We start from the raw sequence: 17,258 nt of genomic DNA, 5'->3' as shown, positions 1-17,258 counted from the left end.
CGGAGCCCCTAGGGGTCCCGCGACCTCGGCGGATCCACGTTCCCCGGCTTTCCGGTCCTCCGGTGCCCGGAGATTCTCCGGGACTTCGGACGGGCCGTCATCCGGCAAGTCCGGGACGGGGTTCCAGGGAATGCGACAGCTCCACTCTGCGTCGAACGCCGAGTTTCCGGTAGACCTTCGTCAGATGCTGTTCCACCGTGCTCACCGTGATGAACAGCCTTTTCCCGATCTCCCGGTTGGTGAGTCCGGCGGCGGCGAGCTCGGCGACCCGCCGCTCGGCCTCGCTGAGTTCGTCGTCGGTCTGGACCGGCGCGGTGCCCGAGACCCTGGAGAGGTGCCGTGCCCTGCGATCGGCTGTCCTGGCCTGTCCCGGGTCGCCGAGCGCGCCGTGCGCCGCACTCAACTCCGCCAGGGCTATGGAGAGTTCGAGCTGATCGCCGGATTCCTCCAGGGCGCGTACGGCGTCCTCCAGCAGGCTGGTCCGCTCGCTGGACTCAGCGGTGGCCGCTCCGGTGCGCAGCGCCATGCCCCGCACCCGGGGCTGTCCGGCACCCAAGCCGTCGAGCTGGCGTTCGATCAGGGCGCGGGCGGCACCCGGCCGGGTCAGGGCGAGCTGGGCACGGGCGGCACCGATCCGCCAGGGCACCAGGGCGGGCAGGTGGTCGAGGTCCCAGCGGGCCATGGTCTCCCCGCACCGCCGGTAGTCGGCGAGCGCCCCCTCAGCGTCGCCGGTCGCCAGCAGGTGCCCGGCGCGGGAGTACAGGTAGTGCAGTCCGGCCGGGGTGCGGAACATCGCGTCCGGCACCGGTAGGGCCAGATAGCGGGCCGCGTCCTCGTGGCGGCCCAGGGCCGTCCGGGCGCCGATCATGGTGGCGAGCGGGATGCCGACTCCGGTACCCCACTGGCGGAGCGTGATCTGCTGGAAGGCGGCCCGGGCGTATTCATCTGCGATCCGCACGTCCCCCTGGCGCAATGCCGCCTCCGCGGTCAGGGCGGCCAGCAGCGCGTCCTCGATCGCGTCGCGACCGTGGCCGCGCCGGTTGGTCGCCGCCGCGCACCAGCGGGCGGCCCGACCCGGCTGGTCGGCATAGAGCAGCACCGTCAACGCGGCGGTCAGCGAACGGGTTCCGATGTCGCTGACCCGACTCTCGCGCAGGATGTGCTCGGCGTGGGCGACGGCTTCGCGCTGAGCCAGTCCGCCGGCCAGGGCGGTGAGGACACGTACGCCGTCCGGTGCGGCATTCTTGGGAAGCGTGAGGTCCGCGCGGGCGCCACGGCCGGTGCCCGGTGCGTCCGGCAGCAGGGTGGGGTACCAGTAGCCGATCCAGGCGCGCAGTCCGGCGGCATTGTCCGGGCCCTTCGGGTGTTCGGCCTCGTAATGCGTCAGTGCTTCCAAGCCGTCGTCGACCCGGCCCTCCCAGAACAGGTGGCGGATGCCGGTCCGCCGTCCGCGCGCGGTGGGCCGAACTTCCTCGTCGGCGCCGGGGAGGACGGGCACGCACTGGATGACGATGTCGTCGGCGGGGGCGACGGGCCGGTCGCCTTCGGGGGCGGGGCCGGACTGGCCGGCGGCGGGCCTCGGCACGTCTCGGGAACCATGGGGCGGTGGACCGCCAGGGGCAGGGGCGGGCGTCCGCTCGGTGGACCAAGGCGCCCGCATCTGGCCCTCGGCGGCGCGGTACTGCTCGGCGACGTGGGTCTCGGCCCCGCCCCGGGTGTGCAGGAGTTCGGCGGCGCGGCGGTGCAGGGCGGCCAGTTCGGCGGGCCTCATCGCGGCCAGGAGGTCGCCACCTCCACTGGGGTGGCGGAAGCCGCCGTCCCGGAACAGGCCCGCGGCATGCAGCAGATAGAGGGCGCGGGCCGGCGAGTCGTTGGCGAGCAGGAGGAGTTCGGCCAGCATCGCGGTTCCGGCCGGGCGTCCCAGGGCGGCCACACCCCGGGCCACCCGCAGGGCGAGCGGGTCGATGCGGTGCAGGCAGTTCATCACGCCGCGTCGGTAGCTCTCGCCCACCACCAGAGTGCCCGTCGGCTCGGCGCGGGGCTGGTCGTCGATGACGGCCCGCACCAGCAGGGGGTTGCCGCCCGTGAGCTCGTACACCTCGGCCGCGCGCCGGCGGGCGCTGTCGCCGAGCCGCTCCGCGAGCAGGTCGGCTATGGCCTCGTGGCCGAACAGGCCGAGGCGGACGCGTTCGTGGTTGGGCCTGCTGGCCAGCTCCACCTCGAAGAAGGGGTCGGTCGGCGTCATGTTCTCCCGGGCGCACAGCACCGTCAGGATGCGGGCGCCCCGGGTGCGACGGGTCAGGTAGAGCAGGAACTCCAGGGACTGCACGTCGGCGTCCTGCCGGTCGTCGACCGCGAGCAGCACCGGGGTGTGGCGGGCGTACTCCAAGAGCAGGCTGCTGAGCCGGTGCAGCAAGTGGGGGGCGGGGCGGACTGCGGCCGGACCGCCGGGACCGCCGGGGCCGGCGTGGGCGGACCAGGCGGGGTCGGGGGCCGGGTCGAGCCCGTCCTCGAAGAGGCGGGCCGCCTCGGTGACGATCTCCGGGGGCAGCAGCGGGCTCTGGAAGAGCTGGCGCGCCACGCCGAGCGGGAACTCACGCTCCAGTGGGGAGCCGGCCGCCATCAGGACGTGCGCACCCTGGGACTCGGCGAACTCACCGAAGGCGTCGAGGAGTTCGGTGCGTCCGCTGCCGACCGGGCCATGCAGCGTCACCACGCTCCCCCGGCCGTCCAGGCAGCGTTCCCACGCCGCCTGGAGTCGGCCGGTCTCGTGTCGACGTCCGCTGAGGGAGTGGAATGAGGAGGTACGTCGGATCGACATCGCGTACATGAATTGCGCTCTCCTGGGGGCGCGGGCACATGATCAGGACGCGCTTCGTTGGGCTGTCCCCATCGTGCGAGGCTTCGGCTCGGGCGAGTCGCGCCGCGCGGCACGGCCGGGGCGCGTGAACCAGGCTGAGCCCGGCCGGAGGCCGGCCGGGTCGGGTCCCAGGGGTCAGCTACAGAGAGAACTCGCGAGGCGGCGCAGGTCGACGTCGAGGCGGGCCACCAGTCGGAGCGGTGCCGCACCGCTGTGCACGCGCTGCATAGCCGTCCCCATCCTCAGGCCGTTCCACCCCGGACGCGTCCCCCCGCTGGGGGCGCGCGGCCGGCCTTCGGGCCGACGTGCGACGTCGGCGACCGGCGTGCGTCGTGGGTGGAAGTGTAGGAACGCATGATTTGAGCCGTCAACGGCCGCCCGCCATACGGACGGTGGCCGAACGGATGCGCGTGCTCAGCGCGCCGGACCTGTGCGGCGGCTGAGCACGCGGGCCGGGCGTTTCAGGATCCGCAAGGTTGCCGTGCTCGCAGTTCCGTCATCGCCTACGCCTCCTGCGCTGAACTCGGCGCCCACGCTCTCCGACCGACACGGTGGTGCCGCCGGGGCTGCTCGATGCGCCGGCCCGGGTTCCCGATCCGCGCGATCGGCGCGGGGTGCGCTTCAAGCTGGTCGCACCGCTTGCCGTGGGCATGTGTGCCATGACATGCGCGGGGCACAACTCGCTGACGGTGATTACCGATTGAGTCCCCCGCCTGGGCCAGGACGTACCCGCCCGTCCGAGCTGCCCGATCGATCCGTTCGCGCCGCTTCCGGGCGCTTGACAAGGATTCAGAGTCCCTGGGTGAGGAAGGTGGCGTCGGGGACCTGGACCGTGGCGGGGGCGGCGCGGGGGACGAGGCCGAGGATCTGGGCGACGACGTACTGTGCCGACATCATGGCTCCCTCCTGCCAGCCGGGCAGCGGGGACGCCTGGTCGCCGACGACGTAGAAGCGGTCGCCGCCCTCGGGCTCCAGGAGCTCCTTGTAGGCGGCCTCGTGGCCGGAGTCGGAGGGGTCCCAGTCGGCCCAGCCGCCGAGCTGGTGGGGCACCTTGTGCCAGGCGATGGTGACCCCGAGCTCCTGGGGCACGGTGGTCTTCTCCAGGAATTCCTGGTGCAGCTGTGATGCGCCGTCCCGGGCCAGGATCAGCCGGTCGCCCGGTGCGAGCTTGCCCATGTTCTCGGCGTGTTCGCCGAAGTTGTAGGCCCCGGTGAGGGTGCCGGTCGGGGAGAAGTAGTCATTGGAGGGGTACCAGAACTGGGTGATGGGGTGGTCGGTCCAGCTGATGCCGCCGTAGATCTGGTTGTGGTCGTCCTCCCAGAACCGCCGGTTGGCCTGCCAGCCGACCTTGCACGTGGGCGCGAAGTCCACCGCCTGGAGGGCGTTCTCGAACTCGGTGGAGAAGCCGGTGAGCGTGAGCTGCTTCAGCACGGGCAGCGGGATGTTGCTCACGCAGTAGTCGGCCCTCGTGGTCAGCGTCTGTCCGCCCGAGCGGTAGGTGACGCCGACGCCCTCGCCCGTCAGGTCGACGGAGGTGACCTCGGCCTCCAGCTCGACGGTCACGTCGTACGCGGAGGTGATCCGCTCGGTGAGGGCGCGGACGATCATGTCCATGCCGCCGACCGGCTGGAACATCGTGGCCTGCCACAGGTAGTCCACCGGCTGGTAGAACCGGTACTTCCAGAACTGCGAGGCGAGCAGTTGGTCCAGGCTCAGCGGTGACGCGGGCTTGGGGAAGGCGTGGACGTCGAGGGGTTCGGTGTAGCCGGAGCGGGTGGAGCCGTCGTAGGCGCCGTCCTCGTCCAGGTCGCCGAACGTGTGCAGCAGGTCCCGCAGCAGGGCGGTGGACGCGTCGTTCCCGGTCAGGGTGGCGGCCAGGCGGGCCGCGAGGTGGCCGCGGGTGTCGTTGGCGATCCGGCGGTTGCGCCAGGGCCGGCCGGGCGGGGTGTGGCCCGTTCGGTGCAGGACGTTCGCCGTGGTCTCCATGATGTACGGCTCCAGCGGCACCCCGAGGTCGGTGCAGTACTTCAGGACCCGGCGGTGGTGGTAGGGGATGCGGCCGGGGCCGAGGTTGAGGTACAGGTCCTTGTCGAAGGCGCAGGTGTGGGTCAGTACCGGGCTGTTGCCCTTGCCGTCGAGTTCGTACAGCTTGTCGCCGTTGCGGGCGGTGCGGCTGCGGCCGCCGGTGCGGGTCTGGGGTTCCAGGACCGTGCACCGGTAGCCGAGCCTGCCCAGTTCGTAGGCGGCGGTGAGTCCGCCGACGCCCGCGCCGAGGATCAGTACCGACGGTTCCCGGCCGGCTACCGGGTGCGATGCGGTGGTGAAGTCCGGCGCGCTGCCCTCGCCGGAGCTCAGCGGGCCGGCGAGCCCGGACATGGCCTGGTAGAGCGACTGTGCGGAATCGGGGGAAGTGCGGGACGTGCGGGTGCTCATGGATCACCTTTCGGGTCGGGTGGGGTGGTGCGGCTCGCGGTTCGCCCGGTACCTATGGCCTGCGGCGCTCGGACGGGGTGGCCGGGCGCGGCGCGGCTTCGGGGACGGGACCGCTCCGGAGGGGAGGCGAGGCTGGGCGAGTGGCGGGTAAAGCCGCTCGGACAGGGCGTCCCGGGGCTGTGGCGGGCGGCCGCCGTGGTCGTGCCCAGCCGCGTGGAGCGGGTGATCCAGCGTTTCGCGTTCCGGTCCTCGGTGCCCCGCGGCCTCCGCGCGGCGGCGGTCCGTGGGGCGTCCCGCTGTGGTGAGTTGAGGGCCGGCTTCGTCGCGGCAGCAGGCGCCGACCCGCGGATTCCGGCGCCTCGATCGGCTGCGGCATGAAGCGGGACACCATCGACGCCGGCCGTCCGGGCAAGCGCACGGAAGGGAAGTCGACGCCCGGCCGACGTGCGCCGGAGACCCTCGGCCGGGCGTCGGACCGCCTTCAGGAGCCTCCCCTGCGGTCGGCGGAACCGCTGCTGTGCCGGGCGGGCAGGAGGGCTAGCGGAAGTCGACGTCGGAGACGCTGACGAAGAACTCGCCCTTGAACTCGTGTCCGGCGTCGCCGCCGCCCCAGATGTTGACGATGGCGTGACGTCCCCGCCGGGACGCCAGTGCCTCGGTCGTGTAGCTCAGCTCCGGGTCGGCGTGCGTGCCGCTGCCGTGGTACTCGACCATGAAGGGCGTCGGCTCCAGCGTGTCCCAGGAGATGCCCTGGGCCGGGTTCCAGCCCTCTTTGGTGATGAACCACTGGTGGGTCCATTTGGGGCCCATGTGGTTCTGCCGGTAGTTGTAGGTGAAGGTGTGCCGGCCGTCGACGGCCTCCAGCGCGCTGGTCGGCCAGTCGCCCAGGCCGTCCCCGCCCGCCAGGTCCAGGCCCTTGAAGGCGGGATTGGCGGCCGATGCCACGTCCGCGCCCCGGAAGAACTTGCGGTACTCCAGGTACCCGCGGTCCTCGTTCCACGGCGGGTTGCCGGCCGTGCCGGAAGGTACGACCTCCTGCCAGGTGGTGGACGTGTTCAGCCGTCGTGCTTCCTGGCAGATCGGCGCGTCGTCCTCGTCGCGGATCGCCCGGATCGCCCGGCTGACCGGGAACTCCAGACTCCCGTGCCGCTCGCGGCCGCCTTCCGCGCGGTCCTCGGCGCGGGCGGGGACGTGCACGCTGTAGGGCTTGGACGCGGACGTGTCGACGGTGAGCTCGTCCGTGAACGGTCCCCACGAGCCGTCCGCCTGCCGGGCCCGGACCTTGACCCGGACCTCGCGGGCCGGGGTCTCGCCCAGGCACACCCAGTGCCGGTTGGCCGACTGCCAGTGCGGGTACCAGGTCGCCCAGTGCAGGTCCACCGTCTGGGCCAGTCGTCCGTCCAGCCATACCTCGTAGTGGTGCGGGTAGTCCGGATGTCCGTTGTTCCAGTCGGGCGGCTGGGTGGTGCCCTGGTCGGGGGCGTTCGCGCCGATCCGCCAGGTGAGAGAGACGCCCTCCAGCTTGACGTCACCGTCGTCGCGGTACGTCGCTTCCGCGCGCAGGTCCTCCGGTTGGGACAGCATCTGGGTACTCCTTCAGTCGCACAGAACGGGTGGTCCAGCGCGACGACGTCGCACCGAACCACCCCAAAGTTCACTACTCACTGTATTCAGGCATATGCATACCGCAAGTGCGGCGAATCGGATGCGCACGCAGCCGGCGCCGGACACGTATGGGCGCGGCCTTCAGTCCCGGATGCGCCGGCCTGGGAATCGGCGCGCATTTCCGACAGGCCGGCGCCCGCACACCGTCACAGCGCATCCCGCGCTTCCTGGAACCCGCTCTCCTCGCCCTCGCCGTCCGCGCATGCGTCGAGCGCGGCTGGCGTGTGTCAGCCGTGAGGGTGGATTCACCGAGCCGCTGTGCCCTGGAACGGGGCACCGTACGCCGGACACGAGTGATCGTTTCCGCAGCGAGTGCTGCGGAGCGGGCGCGTCGGGCGTGTGCCATCCGCCAAGCGGCGGCGAGTGGCTCAAGGGGTCTGCGATGACGACCCGATACAGGCGAAGGGCCGTGGCCCGGGATCCGTCACAGGTGCCGGGCGCGGCTCGCCCCACCGATCCCCCCCGTACCCCAGGGAGTCCTTCTTGCGTCTGCTCCTCACGGCTGCGCGCCTGACCACCGCGGCCGTCCTCGCCCTGAGCCCCATGACGGCCGGCACGGCCTCCGCCTCGGCTCCACAGCCGTCCCCGGCCCCGCTGCTCAGGACCACCCACGCCATCCCGGGCCACTACATCGTCACCCTCGGCACGGCTCTCGACCCGAAGCACTTCGCCCACTCCGCCGGGCTGAAACCGCAGTTCACCTACACCCGCACGATCAACGGGTTCGCCACGGCCCTCACGCCGAGGCAGCTGAGGGCCGTCCGCACGTCCCGCGGGGTGCGCTCCGTCCAGGAGGACGGCTGGGCCAGCGCCCCACCGGTGCGCTCCAAGGAGGGCCAGACGAGATCGCCGGCCCACTCCTGGGGGCTGGACCGCATCGACCAGCGCGCCCTGCCGCTCGACAACAACTTCAGCGCTTACGGCAGCGGGCAGGGAGTGACCGCGTACATCCTCGACACCGGCATCGACTTCACCCACCCCGACTTCGGGGGCCGCGCCCAGCGCGGCTTCGACGCGATCGGCGACGGACGCAACGGCGCGGACTGCAACGGCCACGGCACACACGTCGCGGGCACGGTCGGCGGCAGCACCTTCGGAGTGGCACGCAAGGTGAACCTGGTCAGCGTCCGGGTCCTCAACTGTGAGTCGAGGGGTGCCTGGTCGGGGATCATCGCAGGTTTCGAGTGGGTGGCGAACAACGCGCACCAGCCGGCCGTCCTGAACGCCTCCCTGGGCGGCGACCGGCTCGAGTCGGTCAACAACGCCGCCACAGCCGTGTCCAATCAGGGCGTCCTGCCCGTCATCGCGGCGGGCAACAGCAACATCGACGCCTGCCGCGTCTCGCCCGCCTCCGCCGCCCGCGTGGTGACGGTCGGCGCGACCAACCGCTACGACGAGGAGACCGACTTCTCCAACTGGGGCGAGTGCCTCGACATCTACGCCCCCGGCAAGGACATCGTCTCCGCCAAGCTCGGCGGCGGCAGCGTCGCGCTCGACGGCACCTCGATGGCCGCTCCGCACGTCGCCGGAGTCGCCGCCCTCTACAAAGCCGAGCACCCCAACGCACTCCCGGCCGAGGTCGCCAACTTCCTCTCCGACAAGTCCACGAAGGACACCATCCAGAACCTGAGCGACAACAGCCCCAATCAGCTGCTCTTCACCAACGGCCTCTGACGGGCCGAGCACACACCGCGCAGAATCTCGTTGGTGGAACGGTCACCATGATCGTTCCACCAACGGCCGGGCAAGGCGGCCCTTTCGAACTGACGGCACTTGACCTGCTGATACAGGAATGCGGAAGTGTCGCACTTCTGGTCGGAGCCGTACGCGTGTCTGACCGCGCGGGGCGACGCGCTGCCGTGCGCGGAAGGGCTGGTGCGGATGCTGGTTGATCTCGCGCTCACGCCCGGACACAACCGAGTCCAGCCCCACACGCAGCACGTTCACCGACTGCCCGCCGCCCAGCCTTGCATCGAAACCATCTGCGGGATCGTCGTACGCGACCTCAACCACACCGGTGGTATCCGCCGGGAGTACGGGGTCGTCCAACACCATCGCAACCGAAGTGCCCACACGAAGATCGACCGTCGCATGCGGAGTCGCTCCGCTTGTCATGGGAGCGATTCTCCAGCGTCAGTGACATCCGAATGATTGACCGACGAGCTACCAGCGCTCCCGCCGGCGGGCGCGTGTACGGCTGCCCGGCGCCGTTGTGCGACGGTTCAGACCCGGGCTGCGTCGATGTCGCCGGCGTTGACCAGTGCTTGCCTCAATGCCCGCAGCGCGTCGGGGTGTTCGTCTGCGGGCTGGGCCGCGGCGGCCTCCAGGAGGGCGCAGGCGTACCGTCGTACGGCCGCATCCCGCCGTGTCCCGGCGGGGTGGGTGACCGGCTGCGCGGGCGGGAGCAGCGCGTCCTCGCTGCCGGGGTGTCCGGCGGCGCGTTCGGCGTCCGCCAGAGCCGGGGGTGCTCGGCGCTCGCCCGCATCAGGGACAGCCACGCCGTCCTCGTCGAGGCCGGCGTCCGCGAACTCACCCGCGTCGGGCGGGACGGGACCGATGGCGCGCGGGGTGCGGGAGGCGATCGCGGCCAGCAGCAGGCCGACCGCCTCCGCTCCCTGGGCGCCGGTGGCCAACTCCGTCAGCTGGTCCGTCACGGCGCCGAGAATTCCCTGCTGCGCGACCTCTACCGCTGGCAGGGCGGGGCCGTACCGCGCCGCATATGACTTTCCGTTGTCCGGCGATCGGGCTTCGGAAACCTACGTGGGCTCCGTGGCGCTCCGTGGCTGCGAACTGCGCTGAGGCTGTGCCCTCTTGAAGTGGCTGGTCAGGGGGACTTGAGTGAGGCTCGTCACCGCGCAAGGGAACAGAACGCGCTGACCGGCCGTCCCCGCGCGCCGCGAGCCCGGTCGGCTGGGGAGTTGCCGCCGGGCTCACGCGAGACTCGCTGTGTGGATTGCGGTGGTGGGGGCCCGGGACACAGGTGACATCAGAGCCCGGGGGTTCTGGTGGCTGGTGTTCGCGACCGCCGGGCGGTCTGTCACGCCGACAGGGAACCGTACAGTCCAGCGCCGGCGGCGGCGAAGGCGGCGCCGGCCCAGTGGGGCCAGGAGCGGGTGCGTCTTCCTGCTGTGTAGGTGAGGGCCGATCCGGCCATGGCCGGCCACAGGATGCTGAATGCGGCGGACCCGGGAGAGAACTGGCCGGCGATGACGGCGGCGACCGCGTATCCGGCGATCGCGCCTGTGGCGACAGCCCGGAAGTCCGTGTCGATCGGGTTCCAGGCGTCGGAGGACGTGTTCCGGCGTTTGGCCCGGACGGAGAGCGCGATCGACGTGATCAGGGAGATCGCGGCGACCGCGGTCCACAACAGCGCCGGGGCGACCAGGAGGGGGGTGGGTGAGTCCATGGGGAATTTCCTCATCAGCCGCTCCGGCCGGGAACGGTCCCGGCCGGAGCGGCTGCGGTAGCAGGGGTGGGGGCAGCGGGTGCCGTCGGTTTCAGTGCCGACGGCACCCGGTGTCTACAGTTTGGTCTTGACGCACTTGTCGTAGACGGTGTCGATGCCCAGGATCGTGGCGCTGGCGGTGAGAAGCATGGTTGCCAGGCGCTCCATCTTCAGGTAGCGGGTGCGTGCGCTCATCACGCGGGTGACGGCGGCGCGGACACCGCCCCACCGTTTGATGACGCGCCAGATCCTGCGGATCTTGGTGACGGCGAAGTAGGAGCTGCCGAGCAGCCAGAGGACGGCGCCTACGCACACGGTGATCCGCCAGGCCCGGCCCCAGGAGAACCAGCCCTTGCCGTTCAGGTCGTACATGGTGATCGGGTCCGGAGGGTATCCGTAGGCGTTCGCACCGCCGCCGGCAATCGGGTCGAGCTGGAGGAATCGGCCGGTGGTGGAGTCGTAGACGCGCGCGCCCATCAGGGTGAGTCCGGAGAGTGTCTCGCCGGAGCGTTGCTGGGCGCCGAGCCAGCCGTAGCGTGCGGGCACGCTGCTGGCGCGGACGTTGCCGTATTCGTCGGTGTCCTGGACGGTGGGAGCCTTGCCGGTGTCCAGCGGGAGCTGGACGGAGACGTCGCCGTGGATGTCGCTGAGCTGCAGAACGGTGCCGCCGGTCTTGCCGGTGGTGGCGGCGAGGCCGCCGCCGAGCGACTCCACGTAGCGGGTCACGTTGCCCTGGCTGTCCTCCGTGGTCCACGCGGGGCTGTCGCAGCCGCAGTCGTAGTGGTTGACCTTCGACTCCGTGGTGCCCCAGGTGCCGCCGCTGTTCGTCTCGACGGTCCATGAGCGGATGCGCTGGGTGCCGTCGAGCTGCCAGGTCTGTCGCTTGGCGCCGACGGTTTCCTGGCGGATCAGGTCGTTGTTGTAGTAGGCGAGGGTCACCCCGCCCGGCTGGGCGGTGGTGCGGCCGAAGGCGTCGTAGGTGTAGCCGGTGTCGACCTGCCGGTCGGCGCTGTCGTAGGCGTAGTTGGTGGTGGTGCCTCCTGAGGTGGGGCAGTCCGTCCCGGGGGTACCGGTGGCGCTGGTGAGACTCTTGCGGTTGGAGCGTGCGTCGAAGGTGTAGGTGCGCTTGGTGCACACCGTCTCGGCCGTGTCCTCGACCGAGGTCAGGCGGCCGATCGCGTCGTAACGGTAGTTCTGCCCTGTGACCTGCGCGTCCGAGACGACCTGGCCGTGGATGGAGCGGGTGACGGTGTCGGACTGCACGAGAGTGCCGTCGCTGTCGCGGGTGTAGGTCCGCTCCAGTGCGTTGCCGTCCGCGTCGAGGGTCTGGGCCAGGGTGTAGCCGCCCGGCAGCTCCTCCTCGGTGAGGTTGCCGTCCGCGTCGTACGAGGCGAGGAAGGTACCGGCCACCGAGTCGACCACCTTGGTGGCCAGTCCCCGGGGTTCGGCGGTGTGGTCGTAGGTGTAGTTCACCGTGGACGGGATGTTGTTGCCGCGCTTGACCTGGCGGTCGAGCAGGTCGTACTCGGTGGTGGTGGTGCCACCGTCCGCGTCGGTGTAGGAGATGATCCGGCCGAGCTTGTCGTAGCCGGTGGTGATGGTGCCGTCGGTCGGCGAGACGGTCCTGGTCGGGCGGCCGGTGGCCGTGTCGTAGGTGGTGCCGGCCTCCGGTGCGGCCGTGCCGACGCCGCCGGTGATCTTCACCGAGGTGGTGCGGCCCGCGTTGTCGGTGCCGATGGTGGTGGTCCGGGTCGAGCTGTTCGCGGTCTCGGACGTCTTGGCCGGGTTCCCCCACCAGTCGTACTCGGTGGTCTTGGCCGGCAGTTGTGTCGGGTTGGATCCGCCGCCGGTGATCGCCCCGGCCGGGCCGGTCGAGCACACCAGGTCGGCCCACTCGGGACGGCCGGCGCAGCTGCCGGTGCCGGTCGCGGACCAGTACGTGGTCACCCGGCTGGTGGCGTCGGTGGCGCCGGCGCCGGGCGCAACGCGCTTGGTCTCGCGGCCCTGTGCGTCGTATTCGACCGTGGTGGTGATGGCCAGGCCGCCCGGGTCTTCCACGGTCTTGGTCTGCAGGCCCTTGGTCCAGTCGTAGGCCGTCTGAACAGCACGGGTCTCGCCCTGGATGCCCGGGTGCTCACGGACCTCGGCGCCGGTGGTGACCTTGGTGAGCTGGTCCCGGATGACGGCGCTGCCGTCGGTCGGACGTCCCTCGTCGTAGTCGTGGACCGTCCAGGCCCGAGCCGTCACCGAGGCGCCGGCGGTGGCCAGCGTGGTGGTGCCGGATTTGAGGTCCGCGGTCAGGTCGACCCGGCGCAGCGGGCCGAACTCCTCCAGCAGGCGGGTGCCCTTGCTGCTGAAGGTGCGGGTGGTGGACAGGAGTTGGGCGCGTTCGGCGGACGGCAGGGCCGCGATGCCCAGGTCGCCGCGGGCCGCGGTGCCGGCGGCAGTGGTGCCGATGGCCACCTCGCGGTTGGCGGGCGTCAGTTCGCGCACGGTGTTGCCGAACTGGTCGTACTCGGTGGTGGCGATGTGCCCGCCGGGGGCGGCGGTGTTCACCGTGCGGCCGGAGGCGTCCAGGTAGTGGAGGGTGGCTCGCCTGTAGTCGGCGGCGGTCAGTGCGCTGCCGGCGTTCGAGGCGGGCACGGCGTCCGCCGGGAAGACCGCGGTCGCGTCCGTGGGCGCTTCCTTCTGCCCCCATGCCTTGACGCTGGACGAGCCCATGGAGTTCGGGGCCGCGGTGCCGGTCAGCGGTACGTCGTAGACCACGGACGTGACCGCCTCGCCGGACACGGTGTCCGCGCTGCCTTGCGCGAGCGCCGGGCGGGATGCCTTGAGCAGCATGCCCTCGCCGGCCGCGCTGCTGGAGCCGGCCTTGCCGTAGGTGAAGGTCCACGGCAGCTCGCCGGGCGGGGTCAGCTTGGTGATACGGCCGCTGCTGTCGTAGGCGTACTCGGTCTTCAGGGACGGCGAGATCTGCGGGTGCCATGCCTGGCGCAGTCGGCCGGAGCCGTCGTACAGGTACATCTGCACCGACTTGGAGGTGGCCGTGGTGGCGCCGGGCGCTGTCGACCACAGACGGATCTCCTTCACCTGCCCGGAGATGTCACCGTAGGTGCTGTCGGTGGCGGTGGTGGAGGTGGCGTAGACGAACTGGAGCGCGCGGCAGCCCTTGGTGGTGTGATCGGTCTTGCAGGCCGCCACCGTGGTGGCCGAGGTGGGTGCGTAGACCCAGGTGGGGCGGGCCAGTTCCTTACCGTCGACGGTGACCGTCTCGGAGTCCATGGACGTCGTGGAGTCGCTCTGGCCGTCGTTCTTGGTGGTGGAGACCTGCCAGGTCGTGGCTCCGGTCGGCTTGGTGAACACGGTGACGCTGCCGTCGTCCGCGGTGAGTGTGAACGTGCCCGAGGTGGATCCGGTCAGCGTGCGGTCCTCGGCGCCGGGCTCGGCTGTCCACCCGCTCCGGTCGGAGTTGGCGGTGAAGTGGATGGCGTCACCGTCGAGTGTCACCACGTCGACGGCGGTGTCGGACACCTTGCTCACATGGCTGTACTCGGAGCCCGACAGCTCGGCCGCGGTGCCGCTCGCCCATTCCTTGCCGAAGATCGGCGCCTGGCCCTCGGGTACCCCGTTGGGGGTGCGGGAGGACGTGGTGCGCTCCACCGCCAGTCCGAAGGCGGATGCGTCGGTGGCGTTCAGGGTGTAGTCGCCGGTGAGCAGGTTCAGCGAGCCGGGGCCGACCTCCTCGGCGGCGGCGTCGTCCGCGGTGCGGTCGACCACCGCGTTCAGCGGCTCTGTGCTGCCGGAGGCGGAGCTGGGGCCGGTGAAGTCGGCCTTGATCTCGATGTTGCCGTCCGGATCGACGGTGTCGGTGGCGTTCCACACCAGCGCCGCGTTCTTGCCGCCGGTCAGCGGAACCGGCCAGGCGGAGAGCGCCAGACCGTCCTTGGTGACGTCGCCGGCCGGGATCTTCACCCACGCGTCGGCGGCGGAGCGACGCCAGGAGAAGGAGACGCTGTCGTACTTGCCGGCATCGGCCTCGGCGACCAGGGGAAGGCGGCGCGCGGTGCGCTGGCCCTCGGAGGGCTGGACGAAGCCGCCCGGACCGGCGTGGAAGGTGTACTCGATCGCCTCGGAGTCGTTGCCCGCCTTGTCCACCGCCCGCACCTGGAGGGTGTGGGTGCCGTCGCGCGGCGGCGTGACGGAGATGCTCTTGTCGGCGCTCGATCCGCCGGTGGTCACCTTGGTCCACGTCACGCCGTCCAGCGACCATTCCAGCCACTGGTGGTCAGCGGCCGGAGGAGTGACCGTGAAGGCGCCGACCTGGCCTGCCCCCTTGACCCAGGCGTTCGACGGGTAGTCCGTCGAAGTGATCTTCGAGGGGGCGGAGGGTGCGCTGGTGTCGACGGTGAAGGTCTTCCACGCCGACCAGCCGGTGTTGTAGTGCGCCCCGTCGTAAGGGCTGGTACGGAACTTGTACGTCTTGCCGTTCGCCAGCACCCCGGAGGGGACGGTCACCGAGGCGACCTGCCCTGAGGGTACGTACTTCGACACGATGACGTCGCCGACCTGTGTGTTGGTGGCGTTGTCGTAGATCTGGAAGGTGCCGTTGACCTTGTCGCCGTCGGCGTCGACGAACGTGTCCCGCAGGGTGGGCGTGGTGGTGCTGACGGTGTAGGCGCCGCCGTAGGAGAAGTACGGCGGGCCGGCCTCCTGCTTGGTGCCCGTGCGCGGCCGGTAGTTGTAGTTCACCACCAGCTTGGGCGGGTTGGAAGCGGCGTTGGCGGAGTTGACCCGCTTCCACTGCGCCGCGGCCGTCTCGGAGGTGGCGCGCAGGCCCAGGTGGCCACGGGTGGCCTTGGCGGAGGCCCATTCCTGCACCAGCGTGGTCACGTCGGCGTTGATCCAGCCGTCCGGCTGCGCGGTGCAGGTGGCGTTGCCCCGGGTCTCGGTGGAGGTGGCCTTCTTCGCCGTCCACGACGGCTGCGCCGTCCAGCGCGAGGACGTCGAGGCCGCGCCGGTCGACCACACCTCCCAGGGGTGGAGCGCGCAGTCGGTGTTGTTGCCCGAGTGGAAGTTCCACAGTGACAGCTTGGCGTCCAGGACCAGCGCGTCCTGGACGGGTGTGGTGTTCCAGGAGATGAAGGAGCGCGCCGTACGCGGGGTGCCGTCGGCGTTCGTGGTGCCGGGGTTGCCCAGGTCCAGCTCGGTGTCCGTGGACCAGTCGACGGTCTCGCCCTGCTGCACGTAGGTGTCGAAGACGTTGGACAGCGAGGAGGTGGACGGGTCGACGGTGACCGGGTACTGGGTGTCCGGCGCGGTGAGGAACTTCGCGTCCGGGGTGACGACCAGGTCGACGGTGGAGCCCTTCTGAACGACTTTCAGGCCGACCTTGGATCGGTTGGTGTGCTCGCCGGACCGTTTGTCGACGGTGGCGTCCCACATCACCGGTGCGGGCATCACCGCCCGCTTCTTGTTCTTCTTGTCGGTGAACAGGACGCTGCCGTCGGCGAGTTGCCTGGCTTTGAGGCCCTTCGCCTTCAGCGGCAGCGTGTAGGAGTAGTCGCCCGAAGCGGGGCGCTGCCTGATCTCGACGAACTGCTCGAAGCCGGTCCGTGTGGCTTCCACGACCACGTCCGCGCCGGGAACGGCGTTGGTGTACTCCGCTCGCGTCCCGGCGAGTTTCGGCTTCGGCAGCCCGCCCTTCCACTGGAGGGTGATCTGCTCATCGCCCTCGCCCAGCGTCACCAGGTCCGTGGCCTTGGCCTCGCGCGCGGCCTTCAGCGACTTCGCGGGGGTCCCGGTCCTGCCGGCCAGGCGCAGCCCGCCCGGGTGTGCCTCGGGTTCGACGGCCCCGCCCTCTTCCTGGACCAGGTCCAGGTCGACGTCGCGCCACTCCCCCGTGGTCTCGTCCCGGAACCGGACGGGACCGGCGGTGAGTTCGGCGGTCAGCGAACCGTCCTTGTTCGCCCATGTCGTGGAGGTCTCCGTACGCTCCGAGAGCGCCTCCACACGCTTGCCCGACAGCCGGGCGGCGACTCGCGCGGACGGGATGTCCGGGGCCTGTGTGGCCACCGCCTTCTTCGGCGCATCAGCCTTGAGGCTTCGAGGTGTCGTGGCAGCCGCGGCATACGCGCCGTCCAACAATGTGACAGCCAGGGCCAGGGGCAGACCTCCCGCTATCCAGCGAGTGCTTCCCCCGGACCAGAGACGTCTGCGTCTGCGGGACGCAGGATCCTGAATCACCATGATTCTCCGGTCGTTTCACTTCGTTGACGCATCACAGATGTGATGTCCCTGTGAAGCTACCTTGCGCAAAAAGAAGGTAAATACAGTCAAGCGATCGCAAAGTGGATCCGTGGCGGCCGACCGTGATAGTGATGTGCGTCACCTGGTGGTGCGGTGTGCCCTGAACTGCCGTCGAATTGGCGGCCAGTTCGACGGCGGCGGCCGCGTCCTGGACGGCCAAGTCGGCGTCGCGGACGACCTCGGCGGATTCGTTCGGATCAGTCGGTCGGTGGTCCGGGTATGCCGTCAAGGGATGCTCAGTGGGCGGGGATTGAGCCGCTACTAACGGACCGGGCTCGCAAGCGGGGTGGCCGGCGGCGGCATCACGGGGGCGTCCGGGCAGTGATCCCCATTTCGGCGGGCCAAGGAGGGCATCGGCTTCGCTGGGACGGCCGCCCACTGCGACAAGAGCGCACCTGTCCACCTCGCCGGACTCCACCTCGCCGCCGTCTTCATCTGGTCAGCGAGGTGATCCGGAAGAAGCGGCCTGGGCGAGTGCGCTGTCGTACCCGGCGAGCAGGTCGTCGACGACTTGCTCGGCGCTCGAGAACGGGGCGTCGGCCAAGGCGA

At 70.7% G+C, this 17,258-nt stretch carries 7 protein-coding genes; 1 reads left to right on the top strand and 6 read right to left on the bottom strand.

Translation table 11 applies throughout. The features are described from left to right. Window positions 1-97: 97 nt before the first annotated feature. The 3 genes from ACIPSJ_RS26140 to ACIPSJ_RS26130 form a co-directional block, all read right to left on the bottom strand. The gene (locus ACIPSJ_RS26140; RefSeq protein WP_401349475.1) at window positions 98-2,821 is read right to left on the bottom strand and encodes an AAA family ATPase; all 2,724 of its coding nucleotides are present in this window, start codon (window positions 2,819-2,821) and stop codon (window positions 98-100) included. 828 nt (window positions 2,822-3,649) lie between these two features. Next, on the bottom strand, window positions 3,650-5,293 hold the full coding sequence (locus ACIPSJ_RS26135; RefSeq protein WP_401349474.1) for a flavin monoamine oxidase family protein: 1,644 nt from the start codon (window positions 5,291-5,293) through the stop codon (window positions 3,650-3,652). A gap of 537 nt (window positions 5,294-5,830) precedes the next feature. After that, window positions 5,831-6,877, bottom strand: a complete 1,047-nt coding sequence (locus ACIPSJ_RS26130; RefSeq protein ID WP_401349473.1) for a lytic polysaccharide monooxygenase auxiliary activity family 9 protein — start codon at window positions 6,875-6,877, stop codon at window positions 5,831-5,833. Between the two features lie 624 nt (window positions 6,878-7,501). Between ACIPSJ_RS26130 and ACIPSJ_RS26125 the strand changes: the two genes are divergently transcribed. Next, window positions 7,502-8,632, top strand: a complete 1,131-nt coding sequence (locus ACIPSJ_RS26125; protein ID WP_401350110.1) for a S8 family serine peptidase — start codon at window positions 7,502-7,504, stop codon at window positions 8,630-8,632. A 548-nt stretch (window positions 8,633-9,180) separates the two neighbouring features. On the opposite strand, the gene ACIPSJ_RS26120 is transcribed toward ACIPSJ_RS26125, so the two are convergent. The 3 genes from ACIPSJ_RS26120 to ACIPSJ_RS26110 all read right to left on the bottom strand — a co-directional run bounded on the left by ACIPSJ_RS26120 (window position 9,181) and on the right by ACIPSJ_RS26110 (window position 16,559). Beyond that, a complete protein-coding gene (locus ACIPSJ_RS26120; RefSeq protein WP_401349471.1) occupies window positions 9,181-9,612 on the bottom strand; it encodes a hypothetical protein in 432 nt (143 codons plus the stop codon). A 383-nt stretch (window positions 9,613-9,995) separates the two neighbouring features. Then, entirely contained in the window at window positions 9,996-10,364 is a 369-nt protein-coding gene (locus ACIPSJ_RS26115) for a hypothetical protein (RefSeq protein ID WP_401349468.1), read from the bottom strand. Window positions 10,365-10,478: 114 nt separating this feature from the next. Further along, window positions 10,479-16,559, bottom strand: a complete 6,081-nt coding sequence (locus tag ACIPSJ_RS26110) for a DNRLRE domain-containing protein (protein ID WP_401350108.1) — start codon at window positions 16,557-16,559, stop codon at window positions 10,479-10,481. Window positions 16,560-17,258: the final 699 nt, after the last annotated feature.

This window comes from Streptomyces sp. NPDC090088, from assembly GCF_044747345.1.
Taxonomy (GTDB): domain Bacteria; phylum Actinomycetota; class Actinomycetes; order Streptomycetales; family Streptomycetaceae; genus Streptomyces.
Note: the sequence above shows the minus strand (reverse complement) of the source record. Positions and strands in the feature narration are given on the sequence as shown.